Source organism: Pseudomonas gorinensis, from assembly GCF_042015035.1.
GTDB lineage: Bacteria > Pseudomonadota > Gammaproteobacteria > Pseudomonadales > Pseudomonadaceae > Aquipseudomonas > Aquipseudomonas gorinensis.
The window spans coordinates 986,375-999,064 of record NZ_CP167125.1 but is presented as its reverse complement, the minus strand read 5'-3'; the positions used below and the strand labels follow the sequence as shown (position 1 = coordinate 999,064).

Sequence of the window (12,690 nt, the reverse complement as noted above, 5' to 3'; positions counted from 1 at the left end):
AACCCGATAGCCAAAAAAGTACAACCCTGGCGGGTCGCACCTGCAACCAAAGCGATAAACGACAGTTCCTACAGCTGTAACCGACTGCGTAACGGAACTGCACATTTACAGTGCGCGACTGCTACGACTTGCACCAATACAGATTAGTAGCCTACTCAGAAAACGCAGGCTTCTGAGCGGTATCGCTGATCAGATCACGATCCTCAAGCATTGCCCTGCGTGATACAGCGAGAATCCGGCCTCATAAAGGCAGCTGCGCAGGCCCACCGCGGCCAGTGGTTGCATTGGCGTAAACGGAATCGGCAGGGCCTGGGGATTCTGGTGACACAAATAGTCGGCGAATGCCTTACCCACCACGCTGCCGGTGGTCACGCCACGCCCGTTGTAGCCCGTTACCGCGACCAGGCCGGGGGCAGGTTCGAACAGGCGCATCAGGTGATCGGGCGTGAACGCGATGCAACCGGTCCAGGTGTATTCCCATTGCACCGATTTGAGGTACGGGAAGTAATGCTGCTGCACCCGATCGGCCCACGCCTTGAGGAACCACGTCGGTTTCTGGCTGCCATTGCCCAGGCTGCCGAGCAACAGGCGGCCATCGGCATCGCGGCGGATGCTGCTCAAGACCTGGCGTGTGTCCCACGAACCTTGGCCACCGGGGAGGATTTGCTGGGCCGCGGCGTCGGTCAATGGGGCGGAAGCCACCTGATAGTAGTAACCGGGGAAGAAATTGCGCCGTAACTCGGTCCATTCGCCTTCGGTGTAGGCATTGGAGGCGATCACGACTTGTGCAGCCTGCACCGCACCGTTGGCCGTCTGCACCGACCAGTGCGAACCCTGGCGTTCCAGCTGGGTCACCGGGGAATGGTCGAACAATTGCCCGCCCAGCCCGACCGCCGCATTCGCCAAACCACTGGTGTAAGCCATCGGGTTCAAGGTGCCCGCGCGCCGGTCGAGCAAGGCTGCGGCGATTTTTTGGGTGCCGGTGGCCTGCTCGCAGGCCTGGCCGGTGAGCAGCTCGACCGGCGCGCCACGGCGCTTCCATTGTTCTTCACGACTGCGCAGATCCGCTTCGCCACGGGCGTTGTGCGCCATGTGCAAGGTGCCTTCGCGGCGTAATTGGCAATCGATGTTGTATTTGTCGACCAGGCTGAACACCAGGGACGGTGCCGCACCCAGCATGCGGTTGAGCTGGCTGCCCACCGCCTCGCCGAAACCGGCTTCGATCTCGTCCGGGGGAATCCACAGGCCGGCATTGACCAACCCGACGTTGCGCCCCGAACCGCCATGACCGGTGCGATGGGCTTCCAGCACGGCGACGCTTTTACCCTGTTCCAACAAGTGAATGGCCGCGGACAAACCGGTGATCCCGGCACCGATCACGCACACATCCACCTTGACCTCGCCCTTGAGCGCGGCGCGATCCGGCCGGCCGGGGGTGAGGTGTTCCCACAAACATGTTTCGCGCAGTGCCATTGCCAGACTCCGATGAGACCTAACAAACAATTTTTCTTGTTCAACACCATCACTGTAGGAGCGAGCTTGCTCGCGAAAAACGCAAGGACATCGCGCTCATTCAGGTTGCCCGCCTGATCGTTGACGATCTTCGCGAGCAAGCTCGCTCCTACAGAAATCAGTCGAAGGTAATGCCCTGGGCCAATGGCAACTCCAGCGAGTAGTTCACGGTGTTGGTCTGGCGACGCATGTAACCGCGCCATGCATCCGAACCCGACTCACGACCGCCGCCGGTCTCTTTCTCACCGCCAAACGCGCCGCCGATTTCGGCGCCGCTCGGGCCGATGTTGACGTTGGCAATACCGCAGTCACTGCCCACTGCCGACATGAACTGCTCGGCTTCGCGCACATCGGTGGTGAAGATGCACGACGACAAGCCTTGCGGCACCGCGTTGTTCAGGCGCAGGGCTTCGGCAAAGTCGGTGTAGCCGACCACGTAGAGAATCGGTGCGAAGGTCTCGGTGCACACCACGTCGCTCTGCTCAGGCATTTCCACGATCGCTGGCGACACGTAGTAGGCATTCGGGAACTTGTCTTCCAACTGACGCTTACCGCCAAACACCTTGCCGCCTTCACTCAGGGCTTGCTCCAAGGCGTCCTGCATATTGTCGAAGCCGTGCTTGTCGATCAGCGGGCCAATCAGGTTGCCTTCCAGCGGGTGGCCGATGCGCACCTTGGAATAGGCCGCCTTGAGGCGGGTGACAATTTCTTCCTTGACCGACTCGTGGGCAATCAGGCGGCGCAGGGTGGTGCAACGCTGGCCGGCGGTGCCGACTGCGCTGAACAGGATCGCGCGCACGGCCATGTCCAGGTCGGCGCTCGGGCCGAGGATCATTGCGTTGTTACCGCCCAGTTCAAGGATGCTGCGGGCGAAACGCGCGGCGACTTTCGGCGCGACTTCGCGGCCCATACGCGTGCTGCCGGTGGCGCTGATCAGGGCGACACGCGGGTCATCCACCAGTGCGGCACCGGCGTCACGACCACCGATGATCACTTGGCTCAGGTACTGCGGGGCGTCCTTGAAGTTCTTCAGCACGCGCTCGAACAGCGCCTGGCAGGCCAGGGCAGTGAGCGGGGTCTTTTCCGAAGGCTTCCAGATGACGGCGTTGCCGCACACCAGGGCCAGGGTGGTGTTCCACGCCCATACGGCCACCGGGAAGTTGAAAGCACTGATCACGCCGACCACGCCCAACGGGTGCCAGGTTTCACGCATATGGTGGCCGGGGCGCTCAGAGGCGATGGTCAAACCGTACAGCTGGCGCGACAGGCCGACGGCGAAGTCGCAGATATCGATCATTTCCTGCACTTCACCCAAGCCTTCCTGGGTGATCTTGCCGGCTTCCCAGGACACCAGCTCGCCCAGGTCGGCCTTGTATTCACGCAACACGTCGCCGAATTGGCGTACCAGCTCACCACGGCGTGGGGCTGGCACTTTGCGCCAGGCCTCGAATGCATGCTCGGCGCGACTGACCTGTTGCTCCACCTCGGCGGCACCTTCCCAGTGCACGCTGCCGATACGGCTGCCATCAATCGGCGAATGCACGGGCTGTTTACCCGACTGGTACAGCGCCGGGTTTACCCCGAGACGATCAAGCAATGCGGCAACCATGGGTCACTCCTTCAATCTACCAACAAAAAAATTGCGCCGCGGCCCACACGGCGATCCGGACCTTATTTGTAGCTGGCCCAAGACTTACCAACAAACGACGATTAGGCGAGATATCATTCCGTTTATTCATGCAAAGAATAAAAAGAGGCGTGCCGTGCTGAACAAAAGACATTTGCCCTCGATCACTGCCCTGCAGTGCTTCGAAGCCGCCACCCGCCACCTGAGCTTCACCCGCGCCGCCGAGGAGTTGAACCTCACGCAAAGCGCGGTGAGCAAACAGGTCGCGCAGCTGGAAGAATTACTGCAACACCTGTTGTTTCGCCGGGTGCGCCGTCGCCTGCAGATGACCCCGGCGGGCGACCTGTATCTGGTGGAAGTGCGCAAGATCCTCACCCAGGTGGAGATGTCCACCCATTACCTGCGCTCCTATGGCGGCGAGACCGAAGTGTTACGCGTGTCCACGCCCTACACGTTTGGCGCGCGCTGGCTGGTACCGCGCCTCAAGGGCTGGCGCCTGCGTCACCCACAGATTCACCTGGACCTGTGCAACGAACAGGCGCCGGATGAACTGCTGCAAGGCAAGGCCGACATGGCGTTCTACTTCGGCCAGGGCGCGCGCCCCGGCACGGAGAGCCTGAAGCTGTTCAGCGAAGAACTGATCCCGGTATGCGCCCCGGAGAGCCTGCCCGCGCAGCCGTTCACCGACCCCACGCAACTGAGCAACCTGGTGCTGCTGCAAAACGCCTCGCGGCCCCAAGGCTGGCATGACTGGTTTGCCGACCAGGGCTTCCACACCGAGCACAGCTACCATGGGCCGCGCTTCGATACCTTTTATATGTGCATTCGTGCGGCGCAGGTGGGGTGCGGCGTGGCGCTGCTGCCGCGGTTCCTGGTGGAGGAGGAACTGGCCGAGGGCAAGCTGGTGATCCCTTGGCAGCACGCGATGCCAAGCCAGGATGCGTATTACCTGGCCTACCCCGAGCATTCGGCAGAAGTGCCCAAGGTGCGCGAGTTTGTAAAGTGGATGATGGAGCAGGTTATTTAGTGCCTGAAATCGCGCTATCGGGGGCAAGCCCCCTCCCCACTTGGAGTGCGTTCCTGATGTGGGAGGGGGCTTGCCCCCGATGAGGCCAGTGGCCTGGCCGAAAAAATCACTGGCAAAACCCCACAGGTCTATGCGCCACTAGCCCCCTTCCTTAATTGTGCGTAAAGGTCGTCGCCCATCGCCGACCTGTCTGGAGATTCCCGTTATGAGCGAGAGTGTGTTTGCCGATCGCATCGTGCAGAACTTGCTCGACACCGACTTCTACAAGCTGACCATGATGCAGGCGGTGCTGCACAACTACCCCAATGTGGAAGTTGAATGGGAGTTTCGTTGCCGTAACAGCGAAGACCTGCGCCCGTACCTGGCGGAGATCCGCTACCAGATCGAGCGCCTCGCCGAGCTGAGCCTGAGCCCGGACCAACTGGGTTTCCTGGAACGCATCAGCTTTATGAAGCCGGATTTTTTGCGCTTCCTCGGGCTGTTTCGTTTCAACCTGCGTTATGTGCAGACCGGTATCGAGAACGGCGAGCTGTTTATCCGCCTGCGCGGGCCGTGGCTGCATGTGATCCTGTTTGAAGTGCCGATGCTGGCCATCGTCAGCGAAGTGCGCAACCGCTACCGTTACCAGACCGTGATCCTCGAACAGGCCCGCGAGCAGCTGTACCGCAAGTTCGACTGGTTGACCGCCAACGCCAGCAGCGACGAACTGTCCGAGCTGCAAGTGGCCGACTTCGGCACGCGCCGACGCTTCTCGTACCGCGTGCAGGAAGAAGTGGTCAGCGTGCTCAAGCATGACTTCCCCGGCCGTTTTGTCGGCACCAGCAACGTGCACCTGGCGCGCGAGTTCGATATGAAGCCACTGGGCACCATGGCCCACGAATGGATCATGGCCCACCAGCAACTCGGCCCGCGCCTGATCGACAGCCAGATTGCCGCCCTCGACTGCTGGGTCCGCGAATACCGTGGCCTGCTCGGTATCGCGCTGACCGACTGCATCACCACTGACGCTTTTCTCAGCGATTTCGACTTGTACTTCGCCAAGCTGTTCGACGGCCTGCGCCACGACTCCGGCGACCCGGTGCAATGGGCAGAGAAAGCCATCGCCCACTACCACAAGCTGGGCATCGAGCCGATGAGCAAGACCCTGGTGTTTTCCGACAGCCTGTCGCTGCCCAAGGCCTTGGAGATATTCCGTGCGCTGCGGGGGCGCATTAATGTCAGCTTCGGTATCGGCACCAACCTGACCTGCGATATTCCAGGTGTGGAACCGATGAGCATCGTGCTTAAAATGACCGCGTGCAATGGCCAGCCCGTCGCGAAGATCTCCGATGAAGCGGGCAAGACCCACTGCACCGACCCGAATTTCGTCGCCTATTTGCGTCACGTTTTCAAAGTACCTGCCCTTTCCAGCAAGGAGTGAATCATGCAAGCCGTACAGCGTGAGATTGCACAGCAGCTCAAGGTCCAAGCGCCGTTCAAAGACCAGGCCGCCCTTGAGGCCGAGGTCGCCCGACGCGTGGCCTTTATCCAGGACTGCCTGCGCAATGCCGGGCTCAAGACATTGGTGCTGGGCATCAGCGGTGGCGTCGACTCCCTGACCGCTGGCCTGTTGGCCCAGCGTGCGATGCAGGAACTGCGTTCCAGCACGGGTGACGAGGCCTACCGTTTTATCGCCGTGCGCCTGCCCTACGAAACCCAGTTCGATGAAATCGACGCCCAGGCGGCAGTGGACTTTATCGAACCGGACGAACGCCACACCGTGAACATCGGCCCGGCGGTGAAATCCCTGGCCAATGAAGTGGCGGCGTTTGAAGGCAAGGCGGCGGTGTCCCGCGATTTCGTGCTCGGCAACACCAAGGCGCGCATGCGCATGGTGGCGCAGTACACCATCGCCGGCGCGGCCGGTGGCCTGGTGATCGGCACCGACCATGCGGCGGAAGCGGTGATGGGCTTTTTCACCAAGTTCGGCGATGGCGCCTGCGACCTGGCACCGTTGAGCGGGCTGGTGAAAAACCAGGTACGCGCGATCGCACGGCACTTTGGGGCGCCGGAGTCGTTGGTGGAGAAGGTGCCGACGGCGGACCTGGAAGACCTGTCGCCAGGCAAGCCAGACGAAGCGTCACATGGCGTGACTTACGCCGAGATCGATGCGTTCCTGCACGGGGAGCCGGTGCGGGAAGAGGCGTTCAGGATTATCTGCGATACGTACCGCAAGACTGAGCACAAGCGGGTGATGCCGTTTGCGCCGTGAGGTGAGCCAGAGAGCGTTGTATTGAGGCTCAGGCAGCCATCGGGGGCAAGCCCCCTCCCACACTTGAGTTGTGAACACTGAAGTGCGCCCCAGAAGTTGGACACCCATCCAATTTCTGGGGCGTTTTCATGAGCAAGTACACCACGCAGTTCAAGCTATCTGCCATCACCGCTTTCCTTGAGCGCGAGGCCGAGGGTTTCGCCGGGTCGCCGCTCAATTTCAAATGGACCCCACCTTGCTTCGTCGTTGGGTCGAGGCTTATCGATTACACGGTGAGGCCAGCTTGAGCAGTACCGGCCAGCGTTACAGTGCCTTGTTCAAGTTCTCTGTTCTACGGCGCATGTGGGATGACTCCCTTTCCTTGCGCCGCGCAGCGGCGCTTTTCAACTTGGGGATTCCACTCAGGTGGGCAGATGGCAACAGCAGTATTACAGTGGCGGTATTGAAGCCCTGGAGTCAGGAAAAGAGGACTGAGCACCGCTATGCCTAAACCACCTGCTAAACCACGCAAAACCGCTGCCCCACTCACCAGCCCTGAGCCTGAGCACAAGACGTTACTTGATGAGCTCCAATACCTACGGATGGAGAACGCTTATCTAAAAAAGCTTGGGGAGTTAGGCGAGGCGGTGATGAGGCGGGAGAAAGAACAGAAGAAAAAGCCCGATTAGTCAGTGAGCTTAAGCAACACTTTCCCTTGCGTGACTTGCTCAAGCTAGTGAGCCTTGCGCGAAGTACGTACTACTACCAACTCAAGGCGATGGGCGTTGCGGACCGATTTTCCTCGATCAAAGCTTCTATCCAGACCATCCAAAACGAGCATAAGGGCCGCTTTGGTTACCGTCGGATGACGCTAGAACTACGTAAAGAAAGATCGCTGATCAACGGTAAAACGGTACGACGACTGATGGGGGAGCTGGGTCTGAAATGCACGGTGCGGCCTAAGAAATACAGGTCGTATAAAGGGCCGATGGGCGAAGTGTCGCCCAACACCTTGGCTCGTCAGTTCGAGGCTGAGCAACCGAATCAGAAATGGGTGACGGATGTCACCGAGTTCAAAGTGGCCGGCAAAAAGCTGTACTTGTCCCCAGTTTTGGACTTGTACAACGGAGAAATCGTGGCCTATCAGACGGCAATACGTCCCCAATATGCCTTGGTGGGCGAGATGCTGGAAAAAGCTATTGAAGGCTTACCCGAGGGCGGCAAGCCAATGCTGCATTCAGATCAAGGCTGGCACTATCGATATCCAAAGTACCGGGAGAGGCTAGAAAAAGCAGGGCTGGAGCAAAGCATGTCACGCAAAGGAAACTGCCATGACAACGCCACAATGGAGAGTTTCTTCGGCACGCTGAAGTCAGAGTTCTACTATCGGAAAGCTTGAAAAGCGTGGAGCAGTTGCAAGCGGGGCTGGATGAGTACATCCATTACTACAACCATAAGCGAATCAAAGTGAAGCTTGGCGGACTGAGCCCTGTAGCGTACAGGACCCGGTCCGCTGTAGCCTAACCAACAGCTGTCCAGCTTTTGGGGCGCACTTCACACATTCAAATGTGGGAGGGGCTTGCCCCCGATGAACGATAACGCGGTCTTACTTGACGACCACCGTGCCTTTCATCATCGAGATGTGGCCTGGGAACGAGCAGAAGAACGCATAGTCAGTGCCCGCTTTCAGCTTGGACACATCGAAGCTCACCGAATCTTTCTCGCCAGCACCAATGACTTTGGTGTGGGCGATGACGCGCTCGTCGCCTTCTTTCAGGTAGTTTTTGTCGAGGCCGGCGGCCATGCCATCGGTCGCGACCGGCTGCGTGTCGGCGGCGCTGGTCAGCACCCAGTTATGGCCCATGACGTTTTTCGGCAAGCTGCCGGAGTGAGTCAACTCAACGGTGAACGTCTTGCAGCTCTTGTCGATCGTGATTTCCTTGGTGTTGTAGGACATCTGATCGGTGGAGTCGACGGTGACCTTGCACTCTGCAGCAAGCAACTGGCCACTGGCCAGAGTCAGCAGGGAAACAGCAACGAGTTTGGCAAACATGTGGATCTCCAAGGCAGGGTTTAAAAAACGCGTAGTGCGACAAGGGTGCCTGAACCAGGCATAAAGGCTTATGACCTGAATCAACAAATTGTATACAACTTTAGGCTATCAGACCTATCGACACAATCAACCAGCCAAGTGTCACACGCGCCCTATGATCGCCCCATCCCCCTTATGGAGCGCCAGCCATGCATCTCAATCAACTGTTCAATGGCCTGTTGGCCGCGTACGCCTGCGGTAAGTGAGGGCCAAGCGCGCCGCTAAGCTGCTACCATAGCGACCCAAGGCAGCTGCGCGCCGCCCACCCTCACCTTCGACCTTAGAGGATCGCCCATGGCCAAACCTAATTACTCCTTCGCCAAACGTCAGAGAGACTTGGCCAAGGAACAGAAGAAAGAGGAAAAGCTGCAACGCAAGAAAGCCGCTGTCGATGAAGAAGCGGGCGCACTGAATCCGGACGCGGAAAGCGAAGTGGCAGCAGACGAGACTGAAACGCCGAAAGACCCGGCTGAATAATTTCCGTTGCTGTGCGGGCTTGTTGTGGCGAGCGGGCTTGCCCCGCGTTGGGCTGCGCAGCAGCCCCAGAACCAGCCGCCGAGGAGTGCCTGATACTCCGCATTCCGATTGATTGGGGCTGCTTCGCAGCCCAACGCGGGGCAAGCCCGCTAGCCACAACTCGCTACAACAAGCCCGCTAATACCACAGCAGGCCCGCTTGCCAGACACGCCTGTATCGGCAAGCCGCCCGACTGCTGCCAGCCCATCATTCCAGCGGCATCACCGTCACCCGCACTTCCGGGTCATGGCTCCCTCCCCCCAGAATCACCCCCCGCAACGGCGACACATCGGAAAAATCCCGGCCCCAGGCCAGGGTGATGTGCTCCAGTGCCGGCTGCACATTGTTGGTCGGGTCAAAATCCACCCAGCCCGAAACCGGGCAATACACCGAAACCCACGCGTGGGACGCATCGGCGCCGATCAGCCGTGGCTGGCCGGGTGGCGGCTGGGTCAGCAGGTAGCCGCTGATGTAGCGCGCCGCCAGGCCCCGTGAGCGTAGGCAGGCGAGCATCAGGTGGGCGAAGTCCTGGCACACGCCGCGTCGGCGCTCCAGCACTTCCACCAGCGGCGTGGCGACCTGGGTCGCTTCGGCATCGAAAGTGAATTCATCGAAGATCTTTTCCATCAGCGCCTGCACGCCCAGTAGCAATGGCTGGCCCGGCGGAAAGCAGCTTTCGGAAAACTCGACGAAGGTTTTTTTCAAATGCACGTAGGGCGATTCGAAGCGATAGCGGCAGGCTTCAATCAACTCCCCGGACAGCGGCTGGCTGCTGTAGGTCAAGCTGTCGCGGGTCTGGTCCCAGGCCGGCGACGCCTGGAAATCCAGCACCGGCCGTGCCAGCACTTCGACGGTCAGCGAGGCGTTCACCAGCAGTTCATCGTGGGGGCGCTCGAAGGCCAGGCGGGTGATCGGGTTGCCGAACACGTCCAACTCATCGCGCCGCGACGTCGGCTCCGGGCTGATGTCCAACTGCTGCGCGCTGCAACGCTGCCAGGCGCAGGGCCGGGGCCACAGGTGCGCCAGCTGCTGGGCCAGGGACACCGGGCTGTCGTAGTGGTAATGGGTATCGTGGAAAATCTGATAGCGCGCACTCATCACACCGACACCGTTTGCTGGCTGACATCATCTACATGGGCAAAATGGCGCAAGGCCATGCGATCCGACACTTGCCCACTCTCATCGGCCACCGCTTGCAGCAGGTCGGCCAGGCCATCCAGCGCGGCACGCACGCTGGGCTCGCCAAACAGCGGGTTCTCCAGGCAGCTCAGGTCGAACCGCGCGAGGCGCTCCACCAAGGGTGCCAGACCGGTTTCCCGGGGTACGCCGAAGTCGTCGTTGAGGCGACGCAAGGTGCGGCTGACCAGTTTCAGTTGGAACAGCACCGCATGGGGGTTCTGCTCGTCCAGCAGCAACAAGTCCAGCACCGGGATCAGCTGCGGCACCGCCAGGTAGCGCGAGCGATAGGTGATGCTGCTGTTGCCCAGTTCCAGCAACCATTCCAGCCCCGCCTGATCGAACACCGCCACGCCACGCAGGAACGCGGCCAGGCTGCTGCTGAGAAATTGCAGGCGCTCGATGCGCCGGCCCATCATCAAGAAACGCCAACCTTCGTCGCGGGTCATGTCGTCCAGGGCAAACCCGGACAGCGCCGCCAGGGACATCACCAGGCGGTTGAGGAAATCCAGCAACTCACCAAAGTCAGGGCTCTCGCTTTCCAGCTCCAGGGCTTCGCGCTGCAACTCCACCAGCGCCTGCCAGTTTTCCCGGGACAACTTGCCGCGCACCTGAGACGCCGCCCACTGCAAGCGTTGCAGGTTGGCGCGCAGGCTCGATGGCCAATCATCGCCGAGCAAGGCCGCCTGCAAACGCTCGGGCAGTTCGCCCTCCTCCGGCAGCAGGTGCAGGTTCTCACCCAACTCAACCGCCGCCCGCAGCGCCAGCGGATCGTCGCCGTCGACATAGCGCGCCAACACGATACGCAACCAGCGCGCGCTGTCATCGCAGCGCTCGCAATAGCGGCCGAACCAGAACAGGTTTTCCACCACACGCGAGGGCAGGTACGGATCGCGGCGAACCAGGTCATGGGCACCAATGGCGCGTTGGGCGCGCCAATGTTCGCCACCAGCAGCGCGCTCACCGAGCACCCAGGTGTCCTTGCTCGCGCCACCGCGCTGCATCGAGACCACTTCGGCATCGGCCTCGGCAGCCACGCGGGTCAGGCCACCCGGCAGCACGCGGTAGCCGTCTTCGCTGGCGACGGCATACACACGCATGCCGATGGCGCGGTGTTGCAGGTGGTCATCCACGGTGTGCCATACCGGCGCCTGGGACAATTGCGCCAGCTCCTGGGCGACATACGCATAAGGCCTCGCGCGCATGCGTTCGGCCAGGGCCTGGCGTTGTTCGTCGTCCAGGTCGCGACCGAAGACCGGGGCAAAACTCTGCGATGGAAACGCCGGCTTGATCAGCAGCTCGGGCAGCTTCTCCAAGGCTTCGGCCAGCACGGGCGCCTCCCCGCACCACCACGTGGCGATGGACGGCAGGATCAGTTCTTCACCGAACAAAAATTCATTGATCTTCGGCAGGAAGCCAAGCAGACCCGGCGACTCCAGCACACCACTGCCCAAGGCATTGGCCACCAGTACATTGCCCTGACGCACGGCGTCGAGCAGGCCGGGCACGCCAAGGGCAGAGTCGGTGCGCAGCTCCAGCGGGTCGCAGAAATCGTCATCGAGACGACGCATGATCGCGTGTACCCGGCGCAGGCCGCTGAGGGTTTTGAGGAACACCGTGCTGTCGCGCACCGTGAGGTCGCCGCCTTCCACCAATGGGTAGCCCAGCTGGCGCGCCAGGTACAAGTGTTCAAAATAGCTTTCGTTGAACCGGCCTGGGGTGAGCAGCACGATCAGCGGCGGCTGGCTGTCACTCGGCGCCTGGCGCGCCAGGGTTTCCTGGAGCGTACGGAAGAAGCCCGTGAGGTGCTGCACCTGCAAGTCGCGGTACAGATCCGGGAAAGCGCGGGACACAATGGTGCGGTTTTCCAGCGCATAACCGGCACCCGAGGGTGCCTGCGTACGGTCGGCGGTGACCCACCAGCGGCCATCCGGGGTTCGCGCCAGGTCCACGGCATACAGGTGCAGGAACGCACCGTCGGGCGGCTGGATGCCCTGGCACGGCCACAGGAAGTTGTTATGCCCGAACACCAGCTCGGCCGGCAGCAGGCCTTCCTTGATCAGGCGTTGCGGGCCATACAGATCGGCCAGCACCGCATTGAGAAGGCGTGCACGCTGGGCGATACCGGCCGACAAGTGCTGCCATTCATCAGCCGCCAGTACATGGGGCAGCAGGTCCAGCTCCCACGGGCGATCGGCACCCTTGGGGTCGGCGTAGACGTTGTAGGTCACGCCGTTTTCCTGGATCTGCCGGGTCAGCAGCGCCTGGCGCTGGGCCAACTGCGCGGGCGTACTGCGTTGCAGGTGATCAAGCAGGCGCCGCCAATGGGCACGCACCGCGCCGCTGTCATCCAGGAGTTCGTGATAAGTGCCCGCAGTCAGCGGGTATTGGTCGAGCAAATCGGGCATGGAACGCTCGGCAGAGGCAAGGGGGCTCAGATTAACCTAACAAACACTGCAAATCCCTGTGGGAGGGAGCTTGCTCCCGATCGCGGTGGGTCAGTCAACCTA

The 12,690-nt window shown here is 61.0% G+C and carries 9 protein-coding genes and 1 pseudogene; 5 read left to right on the top strand and 5 right to left on the bottom strand.

Features of this window, described 5'->3' with window-relative positions:
• Positions 1-189 precede the first annotated feature (189 nt).
• Both AB7933_RS04425 and AB7933_RS04420 read right to left on the bottom strand, forming a co-directional pair.
• Positions 190-1,473: an NAD(P)/FAD-dependent oxidoreductase gene (locus tag AB7933_RS04425; protein WP_024073107.1), complete on the bottom strand. Its 1,284-nt coding sequence runs from the start codon at positions 1,471-1,473 to the stop codon at positions 190-192.
• A gap of 157 nt (positions 1,474-1,630) precedes the next feature.
• The gene (locus AB7933_RS04420) at positions 1,631-3,121 is read right to left on the bottom strand and encodes an aldehyde dehydrogenase family protein (protein ID WP_024073106.1); all 1,491 of its coding nucleotides are present in this window, start codon (positions 3,119-3,121) and stop codon (positions 1,631-1,633) included.
• 154 nt (positions 3,122-3,275) lie between these two features.
• Here AB7933_RS04420 and AB7933_RS04415 point away from each other — a divergent pair, with 154 nt between their 5' ends.
• From AB7933_RS04415 to AB7933_RS04400, 4 genes and pseudogenes are all read left to right on the top strand, one after another.
• Entirely contained in the window at positions 3,276-4,166 is an 891-nt protein-coding gene (locus AB7933_RS04415) for a LysR family transcriptional regulator (RefSeq protein ID WP_024073105.1), read from the top strand.
• A gap of 205 nt (positions 4,167-4,371) precedes the next feature.
• The gene (gene pncB, locus AB7933_RS04410; RefSeq protein WP_024073104.1) at positions 4,372-5,586 is read left to right on the top strand and encodes a nicotinate phosphoribosyltransferase; all 1,215 of its coding nucleotides are present in this window, start codon (positions 4,372-4,374) and stop codon (positions 5,584-5,586) included.
• A gap of 3 nt (positions 5,587-5,589) precedes the next feature.
• A complete protein-coding gene (nadE, locus tag AB7933_RS04405; RefSeq protein ID WP_024073103.1) occupies positions 5,590-6,417 on the top strand; it encodes an ammonia-dependent NAD(+) synthetase in 828 nt (275 codons plus the stop codon).
• Between the two features lie 128 nt (positions 6,418-6,545).
• Positions 6,546-7,920, top strand: a pseudogene (locus AB7933_RS04400) (IS3 family transposase).
• Between the two features lie 82 nt (positions 7,921-8,002).
• Here the strand turns inward: AB7933_RS04400 and azu are convergent.
• Entirely contained in the window at positions 8,003-8,449 is a 447-nt protein-coding gene (azu, locus tag AB7933_RS04395) for an azurin (protein WP_024073100.1), read from the bottom strand.
• A gap of 333 nt (positions 8,450-8,782) precedes the next feature.
• Between azu and AB7933_RS04390 the strand changes: the two genes are divergently transcribed.
• Positions 8,783-8,965 carry a hypothetical protein gene (locus tag AB7933_RS04390; protein ID WP_024073099.1) on the top strand — a complete coding sequence of 61 codons (183 nt, stop codon included), beginning with the start codon at positions 8,783-8,785 and terminating at the stop codon, positions 8,963-8,965.
• Positions 8,966-9,211: 246 nt separating this feature from the next.
• Here the strand turns inward: AB7933_RS04390 and AB7933_RS04385 are convergent, their stop codons facing one another.
• Complete coding sequence (locus tag AB7933_RS04385; RefSeq protein WP_024073098.1) at positions 9,212-10,102, bottom strand: transglutaminase family protein; 891 nt, start codon at positions 10,100-10,102, stop codon at positions 9,212-9,214.
• Positions 10,102-12,588 (bottom strand): circularly permuted type 2 ATP-grasp protein, encoded by a 2,487-nt coding sequence (locus tag AB7933_RS04380; RefSeq protein WP_024073097.1) that lies wholly within the window; start codon positions 12,586-12,588, stop codon positions 10,102-10,104. Before AB7933_RS04380 ends, AB7933_RS04385 begins: the two co-directional genes overlap by 1 nt.
• Positions 12,589-12,690: the final 102 nt, after the last annotated feature.